At 70.3% G+C, this 24,216-nt stretch carries 21 protein-coding genes; 12 read left to right on the top strand and 9 right to left on the bottom strand.

The annotated features are described in order from the left end of the window. Positions 1 to 43: 43 nt before the first annotated feature. Positions 44 to 1,042 carry a DUF5937 family protein gene (locus OH809_RS13980; protein ID WP_406422096.1) on the bottom strand — a complete coding sequence of 333 codons (999 nt, stop codon included), beginning with the start codon at positions 1,040 to 1,042 and terminating at the stop codon, positions 44 to 46. Positions 1,043 to 1,116: 74 nt separating this feature from the next. Between OH809_RS13980 and OH809_RS13975 the strand changes: the two genes are divergently transcribed. The 4 genes from OH809_RS13975 to OH809_RS13960 all read left to right on the top strand — a co-directional run bounded on the left by OH809_RS13975 (position 1,117) and on the right by OH809_RS13960 (position 5,286). Further along, complete coding sequence (locus tag OH809_RS13975) at positions 1,117 to 2,598, top strand: MFS transporter (RefSeq protein ID WP_406422097.1); 1,482 nt, start codon at positions 1,117 to 1,119, stop codon at positions 2,596 to 2,598. A gap of 10 nt (positions 2,599 to 2,608) precedes the next feature. Beyond that, complete coding sequence (locus OH809_RS13970) at positions 2,609 to 3,118, top strand: MarR family winged helix-turn-helix transcriptional regulator (protein ID WP_406425201.1); 510 nt, start codon at positions 2,609 to 2,611, stop codon at positions 3,116 to 3,118. 59 nt (positions 3,119 to 3,177) lie between these two features. Continuing rightward, positions 3,178 to 3,510 carry a DUF3817 domain-containing protein gene (locus OH809_RS13965; RefSeq protein ID WP_366689545.1) on the top strand — a complete coding sequence of 111 codons (333 nt, stop codon included), beginning with the start codon at positions 3,178 to 3,180 and terminating at the stop codon, positions 3,508 to 3,510. Positions 3,511 to 3,585: 75 nt separating this feature from the next. Beyond that, positions 3,586 to 5,286: a methylmalonyl-CoA mutase gene (locus tag OH809_RS13960; RefSeq protein ID WP_376664614.1), complete on the top strand. Its 1,701-nt coding sequence runs from the start codon at positions 3,586 to 3,588 to the stop codon at positions 5,284 to 5,286. A 19-nt stretch (positions 5,287 to 5,305) separates the two neighbouring features. Here the strand turns inward: OH809_RS13960 and OH809_RS13955 are convergent, their stop codons facing one another. Continuing rightward, entirely contained in the window at positions 5,306 to 5,929 is a 624-nt protein-coding gene (locus OH809_RS13955) for a TetR/AcrR family transcriptional regulator (protein WP_406422099.1), read from the bottom strand. 318 nt (positions 5,930 to 6,247) lie between these two features. On the opposite strand from OH809_RS13955, the gene OH809_RS13950 reads away from it, so the two are divergent. From OH809_RS13950 to OH809_RS13935, 4 genes are all read left to right on the top strand, one after another. Further along, positions 6,248 to 7,231, top strand: coding sequence for a tetratricopeptide repeat protein (locus OH809_RS13950; protein ID WP_406515161.1), 984 nt, complete (start codon positions 6,248 to 6,250; stop codon positions 7,229 to 7,231). 597 nt (positions 7,232 to 7,828) lie between these two features. Next, positions 7,829 to 8,467, top strand: coding sequence for a DUF6230 family protein (locus OH809_RS13945; RefSeq protein ID WP_406422101.1), 639 nt, complete (start codon positions 7,829 to 7,831; stop codon positions 8,465 to 8,467). Positions 8,468 to 8,564: 97 nt separating this feature from the next. Continuing rightward, positions 8,565 to 9,152, top strand: a complete 588-nt coding sequence (locus OH809_RS13940) for a DUF6114 domain-containing protein (RefSeq protein WP_406422102.1) — start codon at positions 8,565 to 8,567, stop codon at positions 9,150 to 9,152. Next, positions 9,142 to 10,416: a hypothetical protein gene (locus OH809_RS13935; protein ID WP_406515160.1), complete on the top strand. Its 1,275-nt coding sequence runs from the start codon at positions 9,142 to 9,144 to the stop codon at positions 10,414 to 10,416. The genes OH809_RS13940 and OH809_RS13935 overlap by 11 nt, the downstream gene beginning before the upstream one ends. Before the next feature lie 102 nt (positions 10,417 to 10,518). Here OH809_RS13935 and pyk read toward each other — a convergent pair whose 3' ends face one another. The 3 genes from pyk to pta form a co-directional block, all read right to left on the bottom strand. Continuing rightward, entirely contained in the window at positions 10,519 to 11,949 is a 1,431-nt protein-coding gene (gene pyk, locus OH809_RS13930) for a pyruvate kinase (RefSeq protein WP_406515159.1), read from the bottom strand. 74 nt (positions 11,950 to 12,023) lie between these two features. Further along, on the bottom strand, positions 12,024 to 13,319 hold the full coding sequence (locus OH809_RS13925) for an acetate kinase (RefSeq protein ID WP_406515158.1): 1,296 nt from the start codon (positions 13,317 to 13,319) through the stop codon (positions 12,024 to 12,026). A gap of 5 nt (positions 13,320 to 13,324) precedes the next feature. Then, positions 13,325 to 15,397 (bottom strand): phosphate acetyltransferase, encoded by a 2,073-nt coding sequence (gene pta, locus OH809_RS13920; protein WP_406515157.1) that lies wholly within the window; start codon positions 15,395 to 15,397, stop codon positions 13,325 to 13,327. Between the two features lie 271 nt (positions 15,398 to 15,668). Between pta and OH809_RS13915 the strand changes: the two genes are divergently transcribed. Then, positions 15,669 to 16,694, top strand: a complete 1,026-nt coding sequence (locus OH809_RS13915) for an ATP-dependent 6-phosphofructokinase (RefSeq protein WP_406422107.1) — start codon at positions 15,669 to 15,671, stop codon at positions 16,692 to 16,694. Between the two features lie 157 nt (positions 16,695 to 16,851). On the opposite strand, the gene OH809_RS13910 is transcribed toward OH809_RS13915, so the two are convergent. After that, positions 16,852 to 17,526: a response regulator gene (locus OH809_RS13910; protein WP_406422108.1), complete on the bottom strand. Its 675-nt coding sequence runs from the start codon at positions 17,524 to 17,526 to the stop codon at positions 16,852 to 16,854. Continuing rightward, positions 17,523 to 19,223, bottom strand: coding sequence for an ATP-binding protein (locus OH809_RS13905; protein ID WP_406422109.1), 1,701 nt, complete (start codon positions 19,221 to 19,223; stop codon positions 17,523 to 17,525). Before OH809_RS13905 ends, OH809_RS13910 begins: the two co-directional genes overlap by 4 nt. A 130-nt stretch (positions 19,224 to 19,353) precedes the next feature. On the opposite strand from OH809_RS13905, the gene OH809_RS13900 reads away from it, so the two are divergent. The 3 genes from OH809_RS13900 (at position 19,354) to trxA (ending at position 21,584) form a co-directional block, all read left to right on the top strand. Then, a complete protein-coding gene (locus tag OH809_RS13900; RefSeq protein WP_406515156.1) occupies positions 19,354 to 20,724 on the top strand; it encodes a cation:dicarboxylate symporter family transporter in 1,371 nt (456 codons plus the stop codon). A gap of 107 nt (positions 20,725 to 20,831) precedes the next feature. Then, complete coding sequence (locus OH809_RS13895) at positions 20,832 to 21,236, top strand: MerR family transcriptional regulator (RefSeq protein ID WP_401990420.1); 405 nt, start codon at positions 20,832 to 20,834, stop codon at positions 21,234 to 21,236. 3 nt (positions 21,237 to 21,239) lie between these two features. After that, positions 21,240 to 21,584, top strand: a complete 345-nt coding sequence (gene trxA / locus OH809_RS13890; protein ID WP_406422111.1) for a thioredoxin — start codon at positions 21,240 to 21,242, stop codon at positions 21,582 to 21,584. 59 nt (positions 21,585 to 21,643) lie between these two features. On the opposite strand, the gene OH809_RS13885 is transcribed toward trxA, so the two are convergent. Both OH809_RS13885 and OH809_RS13880 read right to left on the bottom strand, forming a co-directional pair. Then, positions 21,644 to 22,018, bottom strand: coding sequence for a hypothetical protein (locus tag OH809_RS13885; protein ID WP_406515155.1), 375 nt, complete (start codon positions 22,016 to 22,018; stop codon positions 21,644 to 21,646). 1,173 nt (positions 22,019 to 23,191) lie between these two features. Continuing rightward, on the bottom strand, positions 23,192 to 24,139 hold the full coding sequence (locus OH809_RS13880) for a TIGR04222 domain-containing membrane protein (protein ID WP_406515154.1): 948 nt from the start codon (positions 24,137 to 24,139) through the stop codon (positions 23,192 to 23,194). Positions 24,140 to 24,216 lie beyond the last annotated feature (77 nt).

Below are 24,216 nucleotides of genomic sequence, written 5' to 3'. Positions count from 1 at the left end.
TCATCCGGAGACCCCCCGCGCCGCACGGCGAGGGGGGTCTCCGTCACCCGTGGTGCGTTTCGGGCTCCACCGCCAGCGCGATCCCGAGCGGCGTCCGCTCGTACAGCACCTGGTGCCCGTACCGCCGCGAGGTCAGCAGCCCGGCCGCCCGCAGCACGGACAGATGCTCCGACACGGAGGACGGCGCCAGGCCGAGCCGGTGGGCGAGGGCGCTCGTCCCCGCCGGTTCGTCGAGCATGCACAGGATGTCGGCCCGCGCCCGCCCGAGCAGCCGTGCGAGCGTCTGTGGCGTACGGCCGGCGGGTTCCGTCCACAGACCACCGATCCCGCGCGCCGGATAGATCACCGCGGGCTGGTAGGGCGGCTCGTACCCGCTGACCACATCCGGCCAGGCGAAGACGCTCGGCATCAGGACGAGACCCTGCCCGCCGAGCACCCGGGAGTGGCGGCCCCGCATCCCGACGAGCGTGAGCGTCGAGTCCGCCCAGCTGAGCTGGGGACTCAACTCACCGAGCAGCCGCGCGAAGCCGACCGCGGCGAGCCGACGCGAGTGGTACGCGATGTCCGCCTCCAGCAACGCGCGCAACCGCGGCCAGTCCGGCTCGACCAGGACCCGCCACGCCTGTTCCAGAAGCGCGGACAGCTCCCGCTGTGCGCGGGCGGGGTCGTCGAGTATCGCCCGTCCGGCGGGGGAGTCCAGCGCCCCCGGCACACAGGCGAGCGTCAGCGCCAGATCCTCACGGACGAGCTCGGGGCCGATGGCGCGTACCCCGGCGATCTCCTCCTCGAACGAGGCATACGGCCCGAGCGGTGGCAGGGAAAGAAAGTCCGGATTGTGTCCGCTCTCCGGCATCAGCGACCACAGCGGCCCGAGGTCGAGCCCGGCGGCGGCGCTCCGGATGCGCCGCAGCCACGGCTCGTGGTAGCCGTGCCGCCCGGGGCGCAGGAGGGTGCGGACCGCCTGTTGCGTCTCCCAGAGCGGGGAGAGGGCGAACCTGCAGCGCAGCAGATCGCTCTCGTCGAAATGCAGATGGAACGGCATCGGCGCACCTCGCGGAGATTCGGTGTCAGCCGAAAGTTTATGGAGTGCGGGCCGTACTCCTCCACGCTGCGTCCATGCCGAGCAACAGCCCCGCCCCGGCGGGCAGCCCACGCGACGCGGTGGACCCCCCGAGCGGCCCGACGAGCCCCTCACCCCAGGACCCGTCAGCCGCATGCCGCGCCGCGAACGTCCGCCCCGCAGGAGCGGCGCCGTCCCCGGCCTCGGCCCCGGAGCGCGCCGACCCCATTGACCCGAACCCGTCGCCCGCGCTCCGGGCTCCGGCTTTTGCCCCGGACCCCGGCACACCCCGCGGCTACCGCGCCGTCTTCGCCGTACGGGAGTTCCGTGCCGTCTTCGCCGCACACCTGCTCTCCCTCCTCGGTGTCGTCGTCAGCGAGATCGCGCTCACCGTCCTCGTCTACGACCTCACCGGCTCGCCCCTGCTCAGCGCCCTCACCTTCGCGCTCGGTCTCCTCCCGTATCTCGTCGGCGGCACGCTCTTCGCCGGGGTCGCCGACCGCTACCCCGCCCGCCGGGTCCTCGTCATCTGCGATCTGATCTGCGCGGGCTGTGTCGCCGTCATGGTGCTGCCCGGCACCCCCGTCGGCGGGCTTCTCGCGCTGCGCTGTCTCGTCGCCTCCGTGTCGCCCGTCTTCACCGGGACGCGTATGGCCGCGCTCACCGACATCCTCGGTGATGGCGACCTCTATGTACTGGGCCGCTCCCTGCTGCGGATCGTGTCGCAGAGCGCGATGCTGCTCGGCTTCGGCGTGGGCGGTGTGCTGCTCGCCGCGGTGTCCGCGCGCGGGGCGATCACCATCACCGTCGGGACCTTCCTCTGCTCGGCGGCGCTGCTCCGCTTCGGGACCCGGGACCGGCCCGCCCGGAGCGGCGGCGACGCAGGCGGCGCCCTGCTCAAGGACTCGCTCGCCGGAGCCCGTACCGTCCTCGCCGACCGCAGGATCCGCGCCCTGCTGCTGCTCTTCTGGCTCCCGCCGATGTTCGTCGTGGCACCGGAGGCGCTCGCCGCACCGTATGCGGACGAGATCGGCGTCGGCCCGGCCGCGCTCGGACTGCTGATGTGCGCGATGCCGGTCGGCCACATCGGCGCCGAGCTGTACGTGGGCGCGGTGCTCGCCCCGCGCCTGCGCTCCAGGATCGTGCTGCCGGTCGCCGCCGCCGGGCTGCTGCCCCTCCTGCTGTACGGGTTCCGTCCCGGCATGGTCCTGAGTGCCGTCGCGCTCGCGCTGGCCGGGGTGGGGGCGGCGTACGTCATCGGTCTCGACCAGTGGTTCGTGGACGCCGTCCCGGAGCAGCTGCGGGGCAGGGCCATGACCCTGCTCACCGCCGGGCTCATGACGATCCAGGGCGTCGGCATGGCCCTCGCCGGGCTCGCCGCCGAATTCCTCCCCGTACATCAGGTGGTCGCCGGGGCGGCCGTGATCGGTACGGTGTGCACGCTCGTCCTCGTCCGCGAGGTCAGGAGCACGGAACCCGCTCACGGTCCTCGGACCGAAGTTCGAGACGGGGCTGACCAGCATATGACCAGTGGGTAAGGTCGATGCCGTGCCGAAGCCGCTCAGTCTCCCGTTCGACCCCATCGCCCGCGCCGACGAACTCTGGCAGCAGCGCTGGGGTCCTGTCCCCTCGATGGGGGCGATCACCTCGATCATGCGTGCGCAGCAGATCCTGCTCGCCGAGGTCGACGCGGTCGTCAAACCGTACGGGCTGACCTTCGCGCGGTACGAGGCGCTGGTGCTGCTCACTTTCTCCAAGGCCGGTGAGCTGCCGATGTCCAAGATCGGCGAGCGGCTGATGGTCCACCCCACCTCCGTCACGAACACCGTGGACCGGCTGGTCAGGTCCGGTCTGGTCGACAAGCGCCCCAACCCGAACGACGGCCGCGGCACCCTCGCCTCGATCACCGACAAGGGCCGCGAGGTCGTCGAGGCGGCCACCCGGGACCTGGTGGACATGGAGTTCGGGCTCGGGGTGTACGACGCCGAGGAGTGCGCGGAGATCTTCGCACTGTTGCGCCCACTGCGGATCGCGGCCAAGGACTTCGAGGAGAAGTAGCGCCGCGCGCCCCCGGCCCGCTGCAAGATCGCCCCCGGCGCCCGGTTACGCTCGACGTCATGAAACGCAGTGTGCTGACCCGGTACCGGGTGATGGCCTACGTCACCGCCGTCATGTTGCTGGTGCTCTGCACCTGCATGGTCTTCAAGTACGGCTTCGACACCGGTGCGGGGCTGACGCTCGTCGTCTCCCAGATCCACGGTGTGCTGTACATCATCTACCTGATCTTCGCCTTCGACCTGGGCTCCAAGGCGAAGATGCCGCTCGGCAAGCTCCTCTGGGTGCTGATCTCCGGCACGATCCCGACGGCCGCGTTCTTCGTCGAGCGCAAGGTCGTCCAGGAGGTCGAGCCGCTGATCGCGGACGGCTCCCCGGTGACCGCCAAAGCCTGACCCGAACCGCCCCGTGCAAAGCACCGGGCGGTTCGGCATCGACATTTACTAGGACGTCCTAGTAAATTGGGGTCCATGGACGCTGACGCGATCGAGGAAGGCCGCCGACGCTGGCAGGCCCGTTACGACAAGGCCCGCAAGCGTGACGCGGACTTCACCACGCTCTCCGGGGACCCGGTGGAGCCCGCGTACGGGCCCCGTCCCGGGGACACGTACGAGGGATTCGAGCGGATCGGCTGGCCCGGCGAGTACCCCTTCACCCGGGGGCTCTACCCGACCGGCTACCGCGGCCGCACCTGGACCATCCGCCAGTTCGCCGGCTTCGGCAACGCCGAGCAGACCAATGAGCGGTACAAGATGATCCTCGCCGCGGGCGGCGGCGGGCTCAGCGTCGCCTTCGACATGCCGACGCTGATGGGCCGCGACTCCGACGAGCCGCGCTCGCTCGGCGAGGTCGGGCACTGCGGTGTCGCCATCGACTCCGCCGCCGACATGGAGGTCCTCTTCAAGGACATCCCGCTCGGCGACGTCACGACATCCATGACGATCAGCGGACCCGCCGTCCCCGTCTTCTGCATGTACCTGGTCGCCGCCGAGCGCCAGGGCGTCGACCCGGGGGTGCTCAACGGCACGCTCCAGACCGACATCTTCAAGGAGTACATCGCGCAGAAGGAGTGGCTCTTCCAGCCCGAACCCCATCTGCGCCTCATCGGCGACCTGATGGAGCACTGCGCGCGCGACATCCCCGCGTACAAGCCGCTCTCGGTCTCCGGTTACCACATCCGCGAGGCCGGGGCGACGGCCGCGCAGGAGCTCGCCTACACCCTCGCCGACGGCTTCGGCTACGTGGAGCTCGGCCTCTCCCGGGGGCTCGACGTCGACACCTTCGCCCCCGGTCTCTCCTTCTTCTTCGACGCGCACCTCGACTTCTTCGAGGAGATCGCCAAGTTCCGCGCCGCCCGCCGGATCTGGGCCCGCTGGATGAAGGAGGTGTACGGGGCGAAGACCGACAAGGCGCAGTGGCTCCGCTTCCACACCCAGACCGCAGGGGTCTCCCTGACCGCCCAGCAGCCGTACAACAACGTCGTACGGACCGCGGTCGAGGCGCTCTCCGCCGTCCTCGGCGGCACCAACTCGCTGCACACCAACGCCCTCGACGAGACCCTCGCGCTCCCGTCCGAGCAGGCGGCGGAGATCGCCCTGCGCACCCAGCAGGTGCTGATGGAGGAGACCGGCGTCGCCAACGTCGCCGACCCGCTGGGCGGTTCCTGGTACGTCGAGCAGCTGACCGACCGGATCGAGGCCGACGCCGAGAAGATCTTCGACCGGATCAAGGAGCGCGGCACCAGGGCGCACCCGGACGGGCAGCACCCCATCGGGCCCATGACTTCCGGCATCCTGCGCGGCATCGAGGACGGCTGGTTCACCGGCGAGATCGCCGAGTCCGCGTTCCGGTACCAGCAGTCGCTGGAGAAGGGCGACAAGCGCGTCGTCGGCGTCAACGTCCACCACGGCTCGGTCACCGGCGACCTGGAGATCCTGCGGGTCAGCCACGAGGTCGAGCGCGAGCAGGTCCGCGAGCTCGCCGTCCGCAAGGCCGCCCGCGACGACGCCCGGGTCCGCGCCTCGCTGGACGCGATGCTGGCCGCCGCCCGTGACGGCTCGAACATGATCGGACCGATGCTGGACGCGGTCAGGGCCGAGGCGACGCTCGGTGAGATCTGCGGGGTCCTGCGGGACGAGTGGGGCACGTACACCGAGCCGCCCGGCTTCTGAGGGGCTTCGGGGCCGCCCGCTACGTGGCGGCTGCCGCGCCCAGCCCCGCAAGCAGCAGAACGGTGAAGCGCCGGGCCCAGTCCTCGTCGACGGGCTCGGCGCTCACCAGCGTCCGGTGGACGACCGCACCGGCGATCACATCGAAGATCAGGTCGGCGGTCGAGGCCGCCGACGCCTCGTCCGGTTCGACGGGCAGCTCGCCGCGCTGCTGCGCCCGTTGCCGTCCCAGCAGCACGAGCCGCTTCTGCCGGTCCACGATCGAATCGCGGATCCGGGCCCGCAGCGCGTCGTCACGGGTCGACTCGGCGACCACGGCCATCAGCGCCGTCCTGGTCTCCGGGCGGTCCAGCAGCGCCGCGAACTGCAGCACCACGTTTTGCACATCGGCCGACAGGCTGCCCAGGTCCGGCAGTTCCAGCTCGTCGAAGAGGGCCGCGACAGCGTCCACGACCAGTTCGTTCTTGCCCGCCCAGCGCCGGTAGAGCGTCGTCTTGGCGACCCCGGCCCGCGTCGCCACATCGCCCATCGTCAGCTTCGACCAGCCGAGGTCGACCAGGGACGCGCGGCAGGCCTCCAGGATGGCCTCATCGGCCGCGGCGCTGCGCGGTCGTCCCGTTCGCGCGGGTTCGGGGTGGCTCAGCATGCCGTGACCATACCCGCCAGTAAGAAGAACCGGCCGGTCGCGTTCGCCGTGAGACAGATCACCGGACACTCCTGTGCGTGAGGCGTGCGGGACAGTTACGCTACGGGCCGTAGCGTAAGGACGACGGCCAGGCCGTTGTCACGCCACGAGCGAACGACAGCCACATGTGCCGGGTGGGGACCCGGCGCCGAGAACAGGCCCTTCGAGGGGCATTGGACCGCTGAGGTCCGCGTGTCCCGCACGCCGGCGGGTACCACGGACGGATGCGGATCCCGGATCGCTTTCCGGAACAGCGTGCCGAGGGGGGAGGATGTACGTATGCAGCCTAGGAACATGTCCATGAGCGGCGTCGTCGACCTCGCCGCGGTGAAGGCGGCCGGCGAGGCCAAGGTGAAGGCGGAGCAGGCCCGCGCCGAGGCCGCCCGGCAGGGGGGCGGCGGCGGCGCCGCCCCCCCGTCCTCCCTGGTGATCGATGTCGATGAGGCGGGCTTCGAGCGCGATGTCCTCCAGCGCTCCGTCGAGGTCCCCGTTGTCATCGACTTCTGGGCCGAGTGGTGCGAGCCGTGCAAGCAGCTGGGCCCGCTCCTGGAGCGCCTGGCCCACGAGTACAACGGCCGCTTCGTGCTCGCCAAGGTCGATGTCGACGCCAACCAGATGCTGATGCAGCAGTTCGGCATCCAGGGGATCCCGGCGGTCTTCGCCGTCGTCGCCGGGCAGGCCCTACCGCTCTTCCAGGGCGCGGCCCCCGAGACCCAGATCCGGCAGACGCTGGACCAGCTGATCCAGGTCGGCGAGGAGCGGTTCGGGCTCACCGGGATCGCGGTCGACCAGGAAGCCGCCGGCCCGGAGGACGCCGGGCAGGCTCCGGCCGAGGTGCCCGCGGGACCGTACGACGCACTGCTCGAAGCGGCCGTACGGGCGCTGGACGCCAATGACTTCGGCGGCGCCGTCCAGGCGTACAGGAACGTGCTCGCCGACGACCCGGCCAACACCGAGGCCAAGCTCGGCCTCGCCCAGGCCGAACTGCTCGGCAGGGTGCGGGACATGGACCCGCAGCAGGTCCGCGACGACGCCGCCGAGAAGCCGGCCGATGTGGCGGCGCAGATCGCCGCCGCCGACCTGGACCTGGTCGGCGGTCATGTCGAGGATGCCTTCGGGCGTCTCGTCGAGACCGTCCGCCGGAATTTCGGCGAGGACCGGGACGCGGCGCGGCTGCGGCTGCTGGAGCTTTTCGACGTCATCGGCCCCGACGATCCACGTGTCGTCGCGGCCCGCACGGCGCTGGCGCGCGTCTTGTTCTGATGTGACAACGCGGCCGTGGCGCCCCGGGGGCGTCACGGCCGTTTTCGCGATCCGGCGACAACAGTCGCCCTCGCTTTACCAAATCTTGATAAAAGCACGGACTGTTACTGCCAGTAAATCGTGTGCGGGATTCTGTCCGCTTAAGGACCTCAATTCTCCCTTTCCTCCTTACGAGGGATGCCACCCTGTGTGGCCGGGTGGCGCCGCCCTGTCGTGCCGTGGTTATCGGGCCGTTACTAGCGAGTAACGAACCCCCTTGTGTCGCGGGCGCTAATGCACCACGATCGGCCACGCTCGGTCCGATGACGCCAGCCCGACCGCCAGTCGGCGCGGCGGCCGATTGGGTCCCCACCGAGTGGGTCGGCGGCAGTGGCGCCGACCGCGGACAGGGGGGTTCCTGCCGTCCGGCAGGGCCTGTCCGAACAGGTTGCGCGAACGCGTGGCCAGTGGTTGTCGCTCGGGGGTGATCGCCAGTGATTCGGACGCGGTTGACGCCTCCGGTTCCGGCGCTCTCCTTTCCGAGGACGTAGCACTTCTCCCATCCCAGGACGGGCTCCGGCCCGGACCGGAGATGTACGTCCGAGAAGGAGGAAAGTCATGGAGTCCCAAGTTCGTGGCGGGACCAGATGGAAGCGGTTCGCTCTCGTCATGGTTCCGAGTGTGGCCGCGACGGCCGCCGTCGGTGTGGCCTTGGCGCAGGGCGCGCTGGCCGCGTCGTTCAGCGTCTCCGGCCAGTCGTTCAAGGTGACGGCGCAGCACCTGGACGGCAAGGGCTTCTCGCAGTACGGCGCCATAGACGTCGGCTACGCGGAGCTCGAGGGTGACAAGAAGACGGTGCACCCCGTCGCGATCTCGTCGTTCAAGTCGGCCGACATCACGGGCATGTGCCAGTCCGTCGTCACGCCGGACATCCCGGTCCTCGGGTCCGTCAGCCTCATGCTGAAGGCCGGCGGCGGCGGTACCCCGGTCCACGCCGAGAACCTGTACCTCGACGTCGCCGATCTGGACGCCGATGCCAAGTTCACCAACATCGAGATCGGTGTTGCGACGAAGGACGCCAGCAAGGGTCCGGCCATCAAGTCCGGCGAGAACATCAAGGAGAACGGTTTCGCCCAGCAGGCGGACCGCGCGATTCTCGACAACGTGAAGCAGAGGGCGTGGGCCACCACAGCCGGCACCTTCAAGCTCAGCGGCCTGAGCATGCGCCTCTACAACGGCGTCAAGGAGTGCTACTAAGCACTCCGTCCGGGCGGGCGGAGGAGCGGCCACGCTGCTCCGCCCAACCGGCTCCCTCTTCTTTCACAGCAATACCGGTTCCAGGGAGCTGTTTTCCATGAGCGCCGACTCCACGGGGCAGAACGAGCACTACACCCGCGTCCTTCGGCAGCGTTTCCGCGCCTGGCGGGGCAGCCGGCCGTTCTGGGCGGGCCTGCTCACCGCACTCGGTGGGGCGCCGATCGCGTACTTCCCGTACGCCAATCTCAAGATCGGTCACCTCACGCTGGCCATGGCGACCACCGCGGGTGCGGGCTCACTGATCATCGGTGTACTGCTGGTCACGCTCGGTCTGACCATGTGGTTCCACCAAATCGTCCGGGTCTTCGCCGGCGTCGCCTCGATCCTGCTGGCGCTGGTCTCCATCCCGGTGTCCAACCTCGGCGGGTTCCTCATCGGATTCCTGCTCGCCATGATCGGTGGCTGCCTCGCCCTTTCCTGGGCACCGGGCACGCCGGTCGCCGAGCAGCCGGCCGAGCCCGGACGTTCCCCGAGGGACCCGGCAGGGCCCGACGGTGCGCTGCCGGACGGTTCCGACCCGCAGCACGGTGCCGCGGGGACGTACAGCCCCGGTCCCGGTCCGTGGAACGACGACAGCACGAACGGCAAAGTTGACGCGGGCGGCGGGAGGAACAGTGCGGGGTGACGAGACGCAGCTGAACTCGACCGGGGACGAGGATCTCCGGGCGAGAAGCGGGCCGCGCCACGCGGCCCCGAGGAAGTCGCTGCTGACGAAGCTGCACATACCCGCAGGCAAGGCCTTCGCGCTCGCCGCGATGCCGACGGCTGTCTTCGTCGGGATGGGACTCACCCCCAAGCTCGCGCTGGCCGACGACGCGACGGACATCCCGTTCGCGCCGGGCCCCTGTGTGACGCGTTCGGACGAGCCGAGCCAGTCGCCGGAGCCCTCGGCGTCCGCGTCGGAGACGAAGACGCCGTCCCCGTCCGTCAGCGCGTCCACCGGTGCCGGCGGCAGCGGTGCAGACCAGAGCCCCGAGGCGACGCCCAAGCCGACGGCGACCCCGTCGGCGAACGGAGCGGCGGACCAGCAGAGCGTGGCGCCCCCCGCGACGCCGAGCGTCTCCCCGTCGCCCACCGCGACGAACAACCCGCTCGACCCGCTGGGCGTCGGCGACGCGCTGGGGGACCTCTTGGACGGACCGGACCAGGAGACGGCGAGCCCGTCCCCGAGCGCCACCACGGCGTCCCCGAAGCCGTCGGCCTCCGCGACGAGCGAGCCCACCGAGAAGCCCGTGGCCGAGGTGACGGACGCGGCGAAGGACACGGCCGGCAAGACCGCCGACGCCATCCGCGACGCGGCCGACAAGGCGGGCACGTCGGTGAAGGATCTCGACGAGAGCGCCAAGGGACTCGACCCCAAGAACGACGACGACATCCCGGACGGCGCCAAACAGCCGTTCCCGTGCCCCACCGCAGACCCCAAGGCGCTGGCCGCGGCGGACCTGGAGCAGGGCATCCCCAGGCTTCCGAACCAGCCGTGGATCCTGGAGAGTTCGCTGCTCACCCTGAACGGGCTCGACTACAAGGGCATCGTCGAGGTGGAGAAGGGCGACGGCACCACGAAGAAGGTGCTGAAGTTCACCGCGTCGTCCATCGACATCAAGGACCTGCACCAGCTGACCGAGGGGCCGGGCGGCACCACCGGCCACGTCCAGGCGCGGAAGGGCTCGACGTCCACCATCCGCAACGGCACGGTGACGATGTACACGGAGGAGCTGAAGGGCAACCTCTTCGGTCTCATCCCGATCACGTTCAGCCCCGAGACCCCGCCGCCGCTGAACGTGCCGTTCGCGTTCTTCACCGACGTGAAGGTCACCCAGGCCGGCCAGTTCGGCGGTACGCTCACGGTGCCCGGGATGCACAACTACTTCACCGGCGGCAACAGCTGATGAAGTGACTGGGGGACCCGTCAGGGAGCCGCACAGGGCTGTGGCCCGCACCCCCGTCGAAGGGGGTGCGGGCCACAGCTGTATGCCGGTGCGGGCGACGCGTCAGTCGCGACTGCCGCCGCCCACGTGGTGCACCCGGACCATGTTGGTGGTGCCGGGGACGCCGGGGGGCGAACCGGCCGTGATGACCATCGTGTCGCCGGCGTTGTAGCGGCTCAGCTTCAGCAGCTCCGCGTCGACCAGGTCCACCATGGCGTCGGTGTTGTCCACGTGCGGCACGACGTGGGCCTCGACGCCCCAGCTCAGCGCGAGCTGGTTGCGGGTGGACTCGTCGGTGGTGAAGGCCAGGATGGGCTGCGCGGCGCGGTAGCGGGAGAGCCGGCGGGCCGTGTCACCGGACTTGGTGAAGGCGACCAGCGCCTTGCCGTTCAGGAAGTCCGCGATCTCGCAGGCCGCGCGGGCCACCGAACCACCCTGGGTACGGGGCTTCTTGCCCGGGACCAGCGGCTGCAGGCCCTTGGAGAGCAGCTCCTCCTCGGCGGCGACGACGATCTTCGACATCGTCTTGACCGTCTCGATCGGGTACGCGCCCACGCTGGACTCGGCGGACAGCATGACCGCGTCGGCCCCGTCCAGGATCGCGTTGGCGACGTCGGACGCCTCGGCGCGGGTCGGCCGCGAGTTGGTGATCATCGACTCCATCATCTGGGTCGCCACGATCACCGGCTTGGCGTTCCGCCGGCAGAGCTCCACGAGGCGCTTCTGCACCATCGGGACCTTCTCCAGGGGGTACTCGACGGCCAGGTCGCCACGGGCGACCATCACACCGTCGAACGCCATGACGACGCCCTCCATGTGCTCGACGGCCTGCGGCTTCTCGACCTTGGCGATGACGGGGACCCGGCGGCCCTCCTCGTCCATGATCTTGTGGACGTCCTTGACGTCGTCGGCGTCGCGCACGAAGGAGAGGGCGACCAGGTCGCAGCCCATCCGCAGGGCGAAGCGGAGGTCCTCGACGTCCTTCCCGGACAGGGCCGGGACGTTGACCGCCGCACCCGGCAGGTTGATCCCCTTGTGGTCGGAGATCACCCCGCCCTCGATGACGATGGTCTTGACCCGGGAACCCTCGACCTCGACGACCTTCAGCTCGACGTTTCCGTCGTTGATCAGGATCGGGTCGCCCTTGTCGACGTCGCCCGGCAGTCCCTTGTAGGTCGTACCGCAGATCGACTTGTCACCGGGGACGTCCTCGGTGGTGATGGTGAACTCGTCCCCGCGGACCAGTTCGACGGGACCCTCGGCGAACTTCGCCAGACGGATCTTCGGGCCCTGGAGGTCGGCGAGTACACCGACGGCCCGGCCGGTCTCGGCGGCGGCCAGGCGGACACGGTCGTAACGGCCCTGGTGTTCCTCGTGGGAGCCGTGGCTGAAGTTGAATCGGGCCACGCTCATGCCGGCCTCGATCAGAGCGACGAGCTGCTCGTGGGAGTCGACGGCGGGACCGAGGGTGCAGACGATTTTGGAACGGCGCATGAGGCGGATCCTATCGGTTTGTTTCGCTGCGGAATATTCCGGCTGGTGGAAGATACAAAGGGGCGCGGGGGTGCTCAGTTGTCGACCTGTCCGAGCGGTTCGGCCTGCCCGGGCTGCGCGGTCCGTCCGAGCCGTTCGACCAGCGCAAAGGTCTGGCCGGCGATCTCCAGTTCCTCGTCCGTCGGCACCACGGCGACCGCGACCCGCGCGTAGTCCGGCGAGATCAGCCTCGGTTCACCGGACCGCACGGCGTTGAGACCGGCGTCCACCGCGAGGCCGAACCCTTCGAGACCGGCGATCGCAGCCTCCCGTACGGGCGCCGAGTTCTCCCCGACCCCCGCCGTGAACACCACGGCATCCACCCGCCCGAGGACCGCCGAATAGGCGCCGATGTACTTCTTCAGCCGGTGCACATAGATGTCGAACGCCAGCGCCGCCCGCTCGTCGCCCTCGTCGATCCGGCGCCGGATCTCCCGCATGTCGTTGTCCCCGCAGAGCCCGACCAGACCGCTCCTCTTGTTGAGCAGGACGTCGATCTCGTCGACCGACATCCCCGCCACCCGCTTCAGATGGAAGGTGACCGCCGGGTCGATGTCCCCGGACCGGGTCCCCATCACCAGCCCCTCCAGCGGGGTCAGTCCCATCGACGTCTCCACGCACCGGCCGCCTGCCACCGCCGATGCCGAGGCGCCGTTGCCCAGGTGCAGCACGATGACATTGACCTCCTCGGCGGTACGTCCCAGCAGCTCGGCGGCCTTGCGGGAGACGTACGCGTGCGAGGTGCCGTGGAAGCCGTAGCGGCGGATGCGGTGGGCGTCCGCGGTCTCCACGTCGATCGCGTAGCGCGCGGCGTACTCCGGCATCGTCGTGTGGAACGCGGTGTCGAAGACGGCGACCTGGGGCAGGTCGGGGCGGAGCGCCTGTGCGGTACGGATCCCGATGATGTTCGCCGGGTTGTGCAGCGGCGCCACCGGGACGAGCCGCTCGATCTCCGCCAGCACCTCGTCGGTGATCACGGTCGGCTCGGTGAAACGCAGGCCGCCGTGCACCACCCGGTGGCCGATCGCCGCCAGCTCGGGAGAGTCCAGCCCCAGCCCGTCCGCGGCCAGCTCCTCGGCCGCCGCCTTCAGCGCCGCCTCGTGGTCGGCGATCCTGCCCGTGCGCTCGCGTGTCCCGGCGCCTCCACCGGTCAGCGGGGTGTGCAGCAGACGGGAGGTGTCCTCGCCGATCCGCTCGACCAGGCCGATCGCGAGCCGGGAGCGGTCGTCCATGTCGAGGAGCTGGTACTTCACCGATGAGGAGCCGGAGTTGAGGACGAGGACGCGACGGGCCTGCACGGCGGCGGAACCTTCCTTCGTGGGGGTGGTCATGCGGATCACTCCTCGCCCTGCGCCTGGATTGCCGTGATCGCAACGGTAGTGACGATGTCCTGGACGAGCGCGCCGCGGGAGAGGTCGTTGACGGGCTTGCGCAACCCCTGGAGCACCGGGCCGACGGCGACCGCGCCGGCCGAGCGCTGCACGGCCTTGTACGTGTTGTTGCCGGTGTTCAGGTCCGGGAAGATCAGCACGGTCGCCTGCCCCGCCACCTCCGACCCGGGCAGTTTGGTCGCGGCGACGCTCGGTTCGACCGCCGCGTCGTACTGGATCGGACCCTCGATCCTGAGATCCGGCCGGCTCGCGCGCACCAGGTCCGTCGCCTGCCGCACCTTGTCGACATCGGCGCCCGTGCCCGAGGTGCCCGTCGAGTACGAGAGCATCGCGATCCGCGGCTCGACACCGAAGCGGGCGGCGGTGGCGGCGGACTGGACGGCGATGTCCGCGAGCTGCTCCGCGTCCGGGTCCGGGTTGACCGCACAGTCCCCGTACACCAGGACCTTGTCCGAGAGGCACATGAAGAAGACCGAGGAGACGATCGACGCGTCCGGCTTCGTCCTGATGATCTCGAAGGCCGGGCGGATCGTCGCGGCGGTGGAGTGCACGGTCCCGGAGACCATGCCGTCGGCCAGGCCCTCCTGGACCATCAGCGTGCCGAAGTAGTTCACGTCCGAGACGACGTCGTACGCCAGCTCCACCGTGACCCCGCGGTGCGTCCGCAGCTTTGCGTACTGCTCCGCGAACGCCTGGCGCAGCTCCGAGGTCTGCGGGTCGATCAGCTGCGTATCGGCGAGGTCGATGCCGAGGTCGGCGGCCTTCTTGCGGATGGTGTCGAGGTCGCCGAGCAGGGTGAGCTCGCAGACGTCGCGGCGCAGCAGCACATCGGCGGCGCGCAGCACCCGCTCCTCGGTGCCCTCCGGCAGCACCACGCGGCGCCGGTCCGCGCGGGCCTGTTCCAGCAGTTCGTGCTCGAACATCATCGGCGTGACGCGGCCGCTGCGGGCCACCGAGATCCGCTCCAGCAGGGCGCCGGTGTCGACGTGGCGCTCGAAGAGGCCCAGTGCGGTCTCCGCCTTGCGGGGCGTCGCCGCGTTCAACTTTCCTTCCAGCGCGAAGAGTTCGCCCGCGGTGGGGAAGGATCCGCCGGCCACCGACACGACCGGGGTGCCCGGTGCGAGACGTGCGGCCAGCTTGAGTATCTCCTCGCCGGGGCGCTCGTTCAGGGTCAGCAGCACGCCCGCGATGGGCGGGGTTCCGGCGCTGTGCGCCGCCAGCGAGCCGACCACCAGGTCCGCCCGGTCCCCGGGCGTGACCACGAGACAGCCCGGCGTCAGCGCGTTCAGCAGATTCGGCAGCATCGCCCCGCCGAAGACGAAGTCCAGCGCGTCCCTGGCCAGCCCCGCGTCGTCGCCGAGCAGTACCGTTCCGCCGAGCGCCGCGGTGATCTGGGCGACCGTCGGCGCGGAGAGTGCCGCGTCGTCCGGCAGCACCGAACAGGGAACGGGCAGCCGCGCCGCCAGCCGCTCGGCGATGACCTCGCGGTCCTCGGCCGCCACCCGGTTCACCACCATCGCGAGGACGTCGCAGCCCAGCCCGGCGTACGCCCGGTAGGCATTGCGCGTCTCGGCCCGTACGGACTCCGCGTCCTGCCCCTTCCCGCCGACCACCGCGATCACGGAGGCGCCGAACTCATTGGCCAGCCGGGCATTGAGCGCCAGCTCGTCGGGGAGCTGGGTGTCCGCGAAGTCCGTGCCGAGGACCAGCACCACCTCGTACGAACGGGCCACCTGATGGAAGCGGTCGACGAGCAGCGAGACCAGTTCGTCGGTACCCTTCTCCGCCTGCAGCGCGGACGCCTCCGCGTAGTCCAGGCCGTAGACCGTCGACGGGTCCTGGGAGAGCCGGTAGCGGGCCCGCAGCAGCTCGAACAGCCGGTCGGGGCTGTCGTGGACCAGCGGCCGGAACACCCCGACCCGGTCCACCTGACGCGTCAGGAGCTCCATGACCCCCAGATCGACGACTTGGCGGCCGTCTCCCCGGTCGATTCCTGTCACGTACACGCTGCGTGTCACGCGTGCTCTCCCGTCGTTCTGTCCGGTTGGAGCGATATCGCCGTGTTGACGATACCTGTGGGGGCGGATACGCCGCCCGCCGGACGAAAGGCCCTGATCGGGTGCGGGAAGACCTCCGTCGCGCCGGCACTCCGTCCGGTGCGGTGCCGGTGGCAGAGTCGGTAGCGCGAGGTCCAGACCTGACGTGGGACAATCGTTGTGGCTCACGGTACGGGGGATTCTGCAGTCGCCCCCGGAATGCACGGCACTAGCGAGCAGGAGATACAGCACGATGCGTATCGGAGTTCTCACCGCAGGCGGCGATTGCCCGGGCCTGAACGCAGTGATCCGGTCGGTCGTGCACCGCGCCGTGGTGGGTCATGGCGATGAAGTCATCGGCTTCGAGGACGGGTTCAAGGGACTCCTCGACGGTCACTTCCGCCCCCTCGACCTCAACGCGGTCAGCGGCATCCTCGCCCGCGGCGGCACCATCCTCGGCTCGGCCCGGCTGGAGCGCGACCGGCTCCGCGAGGCGGCCGAGAACTGTGACGAGCTGAGCCGCCGTTACGGCATCGACGTGCTGATCCCGATCGGCGGCGAGGGCACCCTCACCGCGGCCCGGATGCTGTCGGACGCCGGAATGCCCGTCGTCGGCGTCCCGAAGACCATCGACAACGACATCTCGTCCACCGACCGCACGTTCGGCTTCGACACGGCGGTGGGCGTCGCCACCGAAGCCATAGACCGTCTCAAGACCACGGCCGAATCGCACCAGCGGGTCATGGTCGTCGAGGTGATGGGCCGGCACGCGGGCTGGATCGCCCTGGAGTCCGGCATGGCGGGCGGTGCGCACGGCATCTGTCTGCCCGAGCGGCCGTTCGAGGTCGCGGACCTGGTCAAGATGGTCGAGGAACGCTTCGCACGCGGCAAGAAGTTCGCGGTCATCTGCGTGGCCGAGGGCGCGCACCCGGCCGAGGGCTCGATGCCGTACGCCAAGGGCGAGATCGACCAGTACGGCCACGAGCGCTTCCAGGGCATCGGCAACCGGCTTGCGATCGAGCTGGAGACCAGGCTCGGCAAGGAAGCCAGGCCGGTCATTCTCGGCCACGTGCAGCGCGGCGGCACGCCGACCGCGTTCGACCGGGTGCTCGCCACCCGCTTCGGCTGGCACGCGGTCGAGGCGGCGCACCGGGGCGACTTCGGCCGGATGACGGCGCTGCGCGGCAACGACATCACGATGGTCCCGCTCGCGGACGCGATCACGCAGCTGAAGACGGTACCGAAGGACCGGATGTACGAGGCCGAGTCGGTGTTCTGACCGGTTCCGGGCACCGGCCGGGCCCGTGACGCCCAGCCCGTCCGGCGTTCGAGGGAAGAGCACCGCCCCGTACATCGTGTCGACCGGATCGAGCTGTACGAAGAGTCTGTACGCCGGCACTGAGAGGTGCGCGGGGAACGTACGGAGGCAGGAACCGTCAGCGAGTCTCGGCCACCCACCGGTAGTGCAGCTCCGGCCGTCCGATCTGCCCGTAGTGGGGGCTGCGAACGGCGCGCCCCGTCGACACCAGATGCTCCAGATAGCGGCGGGCCGTGATCCGCGAGATGCCCAGCTCCACCGCGGCGGCCGCTGCCGTCACCCCGTCCGGGGAGGCCCGCAGCGCACGCGTCACCGCCTCCAGCGTCGGGCCGCTCAGCCCCTTGGGCAGCCGGACCGGCTGCGGCGCCCGCAGCACGCCGAGCGCCCGGTCCACCTCGGCCTGCCCGCTCGCCTCGCCGGCCGCCGCACGGAACTCGGCGTAGCGGACGAGACGGTCGCGCAGAGTGGCGAAGGTGAATGGCTTCAACACGTACTGGACGACACCGAGCGACACCCCCTCCCGGACCACCGCCAGATCACGCGCCGACGTCACGGCGATGACATCCGCCGCGTGCCCGGCCGCGCGCAGCGAACGCAGCAGCTGCAGGCCGTGCCCGTCGGGCAGATACAGATCCAGGAGCAGCAGATCGATGGGGGTACGCTCCAGCGCCCGTACCGCCTCCGCACGCGAATGAGCGACCGCGGCCACGGTGAAGCCGGGAACCCGGCCCACGTACAGCTGGTGGGCGTCGGCGGCCACGGGATCGTCCTCGACGACCAGCACCTGGATCACGGGGTGGGCTCCTTGGAGGCGTGCGTGGGCGCGGACGGCGTGGCTGCGGGCGGCAGCGGCAGTCGTACGGTGAACTCCGCACCGCCGTCCGGGCCCTCGCTCAGGGTGACCGTCCCGCCGCCCCGGTGCACGGCCTGCTGCACGAGCGCAAGACCGAGCCCGCGACCGGCGCCGTGCGTCGACCAGCCGCGGTGGAACACCTGGGCGGCGTCACCGGGATCGACCCCGGAGCCGGTGTCGGCGACCCGCAGCAGCAGCTCGCCGTCATCGGCGAGCGCGGTCACGGTGACCCGGGCGCGGACCGGACGGCCCGCCGCAGGACCCCGCTGACCGGGAACGCCCCCGGAGTGGGACGGGCCCGTCGCCGCCTCGGACGCCGCATCCACCGCGTTGTCGATCAGATTGCCGAGGATCGTCACCAGATCGCGCGGCGACAACGTCTCGGGAAGCGCCCCGTCGTCGATCAGGCTGTCGTCCGCGAGCACCAGCTCCACCCCCCGCTCGTTCGCCTGCGCCGCCTTGCCCAGCAGCAGGGCCGCCAGCACCGGTTCGGCGACGGCGCCGACGACCCGGTCGGTGAGGACCTGGGCCAGCTCCAGCTTCGCCGTGGCGAAGCCGACCGCCTCCTCCGCCCGGCCGAGCTCGATCAGCGAGACGACCGTGTGCAACCGGTTCGCCGCCTCGTGCGCCTGCGAGCGCAACGCCTGGGTGAAGCCCCGCTCGGAGTCCAACTCGCCGGACAGCGCCTGGAGTTCCGTGTGATCGCGCAGCGTCACGACGGTGCCGCGCTGCTCCCCGCCCACCACCGGACGGGTGTTGACCACGATCACCCGGTCCGCTGTCAGATGCAGCTCGTCGACCCGCTCCTCGGAGGCGAGCAGCGCACCGGTCAGCGGCGCCGGCAGATCCAGCTCGGTGACGCTGCGCCCGACCGCACCCGGCTCAAGCCCGAGCAGCTCCCGGCCCGCGTCGTTGATCAGCGCGATCCTGCGCCGCCCGTCGAGCATCAACAGCCCCTCGCGCACCGCGTGCAGCGTGGCCTGGTGGTAGTCGTGCATCCGGCTCAGCTCGGCGGCGTTCATGCCATGCGTGTGCCGCCGCAGCCGGGCGTTGATCACGTACGTGCCGATGCCGCCGAGCGCCAGCGCCCCGCCCGCCGCCAGCCCCAGCGCCCCGAGCTGCGCCCGCACCTGCGAGGAGACCCGCTCGACCGTGATGCCCGCGCTGACCAGACCGGTGATCCGGCCGCCGTCCCGGACCGGGGTGACGACCCGGATCGACGGGCCGAGCGTGCCGGTGTACGTCTCCGAGAACGTCTCGCCGCGCAGCGCCTGCGCGGTGTGGCCGAGGAAGGGCTCCCCGATCTGGTCCGCGTCGGGGTGCGTCCAGCGGATCCGGTCCGGGCTCATGATCGTGACGAAGGCGATCCCGGTGTCCTTGCGGACCTTCTCCGCGTACGGCTGGAGCACGGCGGACGGTTCCGGGGTGCGGATTGCCTCCCGTACGGACGGCGAGTCGGCGATCGCCAGCGCCGCCGTCCTGACCTGCCGGGTCGCGGTCTCCTTCGCCTGCGCGCTGCCGGACACGTAGGCGAAGAACGCACACCCCGCCACCACGGCCGCCACCAGCACGACCTGCATGGCGAAGAGCTGGCCGGCCAGGCTGCGAGGGCGGGTACGTGGGCGGGGGATACGCATGACCACAGTCTGCCTGGCCGAAAACATATGAACGAAATGCACGTAACCGTGACCGGCATCACAAGCAGAGGGATAGTCGCCGGGACCCCCAGGGACGGGGGAGCGACCAGGACGAACCGAGGAGACCCCCGTGGGAGTGGCAGCCGCCAAGCGGGACCGTACGCACTATTTGTATATCGCCGTGATCGCGGCCGTGGGGCTCGGCATCCTCGTGGGCTTCGTGGCCCCGGACGTTGCCGTCGAACTCAAGCCAATCGGTACCGGCTTCGTGAACCTCATCAAGATGATGATCTCGCCCATCATCTTCTGCACGATCGTGCTGGGCGTCGGCTCGGTCCGCAAGGCCGCCAAGGTCGGCAAGGTAGGCGGTCTCGCGCTCGGCTACTTCCTGGCCATGTCGGTGGTCGCGCTGGCGATCGGCCTGGTCGTCGGCAATGTGCTGCACCCCGGCGACGGCATGCACCTCACGCAGTCGGTGAAGGATGTCGGCCACACGGCGGCGAGCGACGCCGCCGAAGGGCCGGTCGACTTCCTGCTCGGCATCATCCCGACCACCTTCGTGTCGGCCTTCACCGGTGGCTCGGTGCTCCAGACCCTGCTGGTCGCGCTGCTCGTCGGCTTCGCGCTGCAGGCCATGGGCGCGGCCGGTGAGCCGGTGCTGCGCGGGGTCGAGCACATCCAGAAGCTGGTCTTCCGCGTCCTGTCCATGATCATGTGGGCGGCCCCGGTGGGCGCGTTCGGCGCGATGGCCGCCGTCATCGGTGAGACCGGCGTGGACGCGCTCAAGGCGCTCGCCACGATCATGCTGGGCTTCTACGTCACCTGCATCCTGTTCGTGGTCCTGGTGCTCGGCACTCTGCTGCGCCTGGTGACCGGGGTGAACCTCTTCCAGCTCTTCAAGTACCTGGGCCGCGAGTTCCTGCTGATCCTCTCCACGTCCTCGTCCGAGTCGGCGCTGCCGCGCCTCATCGCGAAGATGGAACACCTGGGTGTCAGCCGCCCGGTCGTCGGCATCACCGTGCCCACCGGGTACTCGTTCAACCTCGACGGCACGATGATCTACCTGACCATGGCGTCGCTGTTCATTGCCGACTCGATGGGCCAGCCGCTGGCGCTGGGCCAGCAGGTCTCGCTCCTCCTCTTCATGATGATCGCCTCCAAGGGCGCCGCCGGTGTCTCCGGTTCCGGCATCGCCGTGCTGGCGAGCGGGCTCCAGTCGCACAAGCCCGCTCTGGTCGACGGCGTCGGCCTGATCATCGGCATCGACCGCTTCATGAGCGAGGCCCGCGCTCTGACCAACTTTGCGGGCAACGCCGTCGCCACGCTGCTCATCGGCACCTGGACCAAGGAGATCGACAGGGAACGGGTCGACCAGGTACTGGCCGGCACCATCCCGTTCGACGAGAAGACGCTCACCCAGAACGCGGAGCACGGCGACAGCGCGGACAACGTTCCGGAGCCGCGGGATGGCGGCCAGGAGCCCGCCATGGCGAAGGGCTAGACACCGAACGCCGAATACCCAGCACAGCGGCAGGGCCGTCGCGGGAGCTCCCGCGACGGCCCTTCGCGCTTGCCTTGACGTCCGCGTCAACCTTTACCGTCGAAGACATGCGAATCGGGGAGCTGGCCGAGCGGGCCGGGACGACCACGCGGACTCTGCGGTACTACGAGTCACGCGGACTGCTGCCTGCGCGGCGGGCCGGAAACGGGTACCGGGCGTACGACGAGGACGATCTGCGTCTGGTCCAGCAGATCAGGACCCTGCAGGACTTCGGGTTCGAACTGGAGGAGACCCGGCCGTTCGTCGAGTGCCTGCGCGCCGGCCACCCGGCCGGTGACGCCTGCCCCGCCTCGCTCGCCGTCTACCGGCGCAAGCTCGGCGAGCTCGACTCGCTCATCGAGCAGCTCCAGGCGGTACGCGCCCAGGTGGGCGCGCAGCTCGCGAGGGCCGAACTGGAGGCCGCGGCAGAGCTTCCCGGCGGTCCGGAACCACGTTGTGAACTGGGAGGATGACAGATGATTCATGCAGCAGAGGGCGTGGCCGAGGTCACCGACACCACCTTCGACGGGGAGGTGCTCGGGGCAGACCTCCCCGTACTGGTCGAGTTCACCGCCGACTGGTGCGGCCCGTGCCGCCAGCTCGCCCCCGTGCTCAGTGCCATCGCGGCCGAGGAGGCCGACCGCATCAAGGTCGTCCAGCTCGATGTCGACCACAACCCCGGGATCGCGAGCCGGTACGGGGTGCTGTCGATGCCGACGCTGATGGTGTTCCGGTCCGGCGAACCGGTGAAGTCGATGGTGGGCGCCCGCCCCAAGCGCAGGCTGCTCCAGGAGCTGGAGGACGTGTTCGAGACGGTGTGAGGCGGGGCGTACGTATCTCCAGGCGGCCGTCTGCGCGGTGCCTGAGCAACCCGACGCGTTCAAGGGGTTTTCATCAGGTCGCGGAGGGTGCCGACCAGTGCGTGGATGTCACGTGCGACGGGCGGGTCGGCGGGGGCTGTCGGGGCTTGACCCAGGGCGGGTGTGCGGCAGGGGCGGCAGAGGCCGTCGGGGAGTGCCCCGGATGGGCCGGGTGTGCCGCATTCGGTGCATTCCACCATCAGGCGGCGGACGGGAGTACCTGGCGTGGCCGGTGTCCGGGTGGTGGGCAGACCGGGTGGGATCTTGTCGTTGAGGCGGCGGCGTACGAAGCCGATGGGGGAGTCGACCTGGGCGGGGAGGCCGGAGGTGAGGGCGTGGGTGAGGTAGTCGGCGTCCACGCCTCGGGCGAACCACTGGGCGGCCAGTGGTTCCAAGACGGTGCAGTCGGCGGCGGAGAGGGGCAGTCGCGGTTCGAGTCGGCCCAGTTGGGCCAGGGCGAGGTACGCGGGTGAGGGGTGCCCCGGGGCCGGTTCGGGGGTCCGCTGCTGCGGTACGACGGGTACGGGAGCGGGCGAGGCGGGTTGCGCTGCGGGCTCGGCCGGTGCGCGGGGGTCGGGGCCTCCGATTCCGCCCCGGCTCGGGGAGTGGTTGCTTCTTGGGTGGCTCGGTTGTTCTCGGCGTCCAGGAAGGCGCCCCACCATTCGTTGTCGCGGGCGGTGCGGGACCAGAAGGTGCGGGTGACCCAGCGGACCTGGCCGCGCTCCTCGACCCGGCACTGGGCGTGCCGCAGGTGACCGGCCACTCCCAGTGCCCTGAGGGCGCTGCCGACGGCCATCTGTCCGTACGGGGGGATGTCCTTGGCCAGCGATTTGATGTCCATGGCCGCACCGTCGGGCAGATGGTCGACGTACCCTGCGATGTGGCGCTCACGCTCGGGCAGCAGCGCGAAGTCATCAGCACGCGGCGGGCGTTGGTCCGGTGCGGATCGCTTGCCGTAGCCACGGCTGGCTTTCGCGTACGGGCGCGAGGATGCGGGTGCACGCAGGGCAGGGCTAAGGTTCTTGGTAGCCACAGGATCGGTCTCCGTCGATCTTGGGGTGAGACCCCGGCCCGGTGCGCTAACACCGTGTCGGGGTCGTTTCGTTGGGGGCACCGTAAGCAGCCGCAACAGCGCGCCGCAAGCTGGTCAGGATTAGTCGTACTTGCTGGCCGTGATGGGTCGGGGAGGGCGGGGAGGTTTCCCCAACCCCCTTCTTTCACCTACCGGTTAACCAAGAGAGCTCGAATCCCGGAGCACGGATCCCGACGCCCGGATCCCGAAGCTCAAGCGTCGGGACCGGCCCCCTCCCCGTACCCACGAAGGAGTGAACCGGCCGGTCCCGGAGCTCGAACCTCGACCCTCGAAGCCCGCGACGCTCTCCGCGCGCCAGGAGCTGACCGTTCGCCTCGCTGCGCTCAACGCCGAATCCAGGCGCGGAACTTGAGCGTGTCCGGGCCATCGTGAGGCACATTCAGTGGACCCTTGTGCCGAACCAGGAGCCGGATGCCCAAGCGCAGGCTCCTCCAGGAGCTGGAGGACGCGCTCGAGAAGGTGTGGACCACAACGCTCAGTAGTTTCCGCCGCCACAGCTGCTGCCACCGCCGCAGCTGTGGTGGTGACCCCCTCCGTCGTACGAGGAGCCGTGCGAGCCGTACGAGTCATGGGGGCCGCCGGATCCGTAGGAGCCGTGGCTGCTGTCGCTTCCGTAGCTGTCTGGGTTCTGATGGTCGGAGTCCGAATCCAGTGCCTTCCCGTACTTGATCAGCATCCGGCCCACCGACGGCAGACGGCGCCCGCCCCCGTCCCACCGCCGAGAGCGCCGCCGCTCACCCGGCAGCGCGCTGCGCCCGTCGAACACCACGGCCCCCAGCGCGGCCGATGCCCACAGCTCGCCGGTGCGCATCGCTGCGAGGCGGCGACGGCCCGCCGGGGTCAGCGGACCCCGCGCCGGGCACAGCACCCGCACGGCCAGACAGCAGGCGCCCACCGCGATGAACGGTGCCGCCTGCCGCAGCCCCTGCGGGACGGCGAAGGCGGCCAGGACCGCTGTGCTGCACACCACGACGACCAGGCCACGTGCGGCGTACAGACGGGCCAGGGCGCGTGGCGGGGCCATCAGCAGACCGTACGAGACAAGCCGGTCGCCGATCTCGCGTACGGCCCCGGACCGCACCGCCCGTACCCGCAGCAGCGTCGGGGCCGTGGAACCGGAGGTCCGCCACTTCTCGACCACGGCATGCTCCACCGGATGCTCGGGTTCCGTCCAGGGCTCGGGCAACCGCAGCCGCCCACCCGACCCGATCACGACGTTGTTGTCGCTGCCCCACAGGGTATGGAGCGCCGCCTCCACCACCCGCTCGGGCCCGCCCGCCAGGAAAGCCGCATCGTACGGACCCAGCTCAAAAGCGCGCTCCCGGCGCCGCCAGGGCAGCAACCGCCGTCCGGACAGGGCCAGGCAGGAGGCGGCGCTGACCAGCGCCGCCGCGGAGTCGATGAGCGTGAGTGCGGTCCACATGGCAGCCCCCGATCCGGACGTGCTCCGGACGAATGTGCGTATGCGGGGGGTATCTCCGCCTGACGCCCGCCCAACCC

Source organism: Streptomyces sp. NBC_00873, from assembly GCF_045207415.1.
Taxonomy (GTDB): domain Bacteria; phylum Actinomycetota; class Actinomycetes; order Streptomycetales; family Streptomycetaceae; genus Streptomyces.
The sequence above is the reverse complement of the archived record's forward strand: the minus strand, read 5'-3'. Positions and strand labels throughout refer to the sequence as shown.

Excerpts from the sequence above, each read along its gene's own strand:
- OH809_RS13975 (WP_406422097.1), top strand. The coding sequence starts at position 1,117 with ATGCCGAGCAACAGCCCCGCCCCGGCGGGCAGCCCACGCGACGCGGTG.
- OH809_RS13905 (WP_406422109.1), bottom strand. The coding sequence starts at position 19,223 with ATGCGTATCCCCCGCCCACGTACCCGCCCTCGCAGCCTGGCCGGCCAG.
- OH809_RS13895 (WP_401990420.1), top strand. The coding sequence starts at position 20,832 with ATGCGAATCGGGGAGCTGGCCGAGCGGGCCGGGACGACCACGCGGACT.
- OH809_RS13880 (WP_406515154.1), bottom strand. The coding sequence starts at position 24,139 with ATGTGGACCGCACTCACGCTCATCGACTCCGCGGCGGCGCTGGTCAGC.
- OH809_RS13955 (WP_406422099.1), bottom strand. The coding sequence starts at position 5,929 with ATGCTGAGCCACCCCGAACCCGCGCGAACGGGACGACCGCGCAGCGCC.
- OH809_RS13915 (WP_406422107.1), top strand. The coding sequence starts at position 15,669 with ATGCGTATCGGAGTTCTCACCGCAGGCGGCGATTGCCCGGGCCTGAAC.
- OH809_RS13945 (WP_406422101.1), top strand. The coding sequence starts at position 7,829 with ATGGAGTCCCAAGTTCGTGGCGGGACCAGATGGAAGCGGTTCGCTCTC.
- trxA (WP_406422111.1), top strand. The coding sequence starts at position 21,240 with ATGATTCATGCAGCAGAGGGCGTGGCCGAGGTCACCGACACCACCTTC.
- OH809_RS13940 (WP_406422102.1), top strand. The coding sequence starts at position 8,565 with ATGAGCGCCGACTCCACGGGGCAGAACGAGCACTACACCCGCGTCCTT.
- pyk (WP_406515159.1), bottom strand. The coding sequence starts at position 11,949 with ATGCGCCGTTCCAAAATCGTCTGCACCCTCGGTCCCGCCGTCGACTCC.
- OH809_RS13965 (WP_366689545.1), top strand. The coding sequence starts at position 3,178 with ATGAAACGCAGTGTGCTGACCCGGTACCGGGTGATGGCCTACGTCACC.
- OH809_RS13925 (WP_406515158.1), bottom strand. The coding sequence starts at position 13,319 with ATGACCACCCCCACGAAGGAAGGTTCCGCCGCCGTGCAGGCCCGTCGC.
- OH809_RS13950 (WP_406515161.1), top strand. The coding sequence starts at position 6,248 with ATGCAGCCTAGGAACATGTCCATGAGCGGCGTCGTCGACCTCGCCGCG.
- OH809_RS13980 (WP_406422096.1), bottom strand. The coding sequence starts at position 1,042 with ATGCCGTTCCATCTGCATTTCGACGAGAGCGATCTGCTGCGCTGCAGG.
- OH809_RS13960 (WP_376664614.1), top strand. The coding sequence starts at position 3,586 with ATGGACGCTGACGCGATCGAGGAAGGCCGCCGACGCTGGCAGGCCCGT.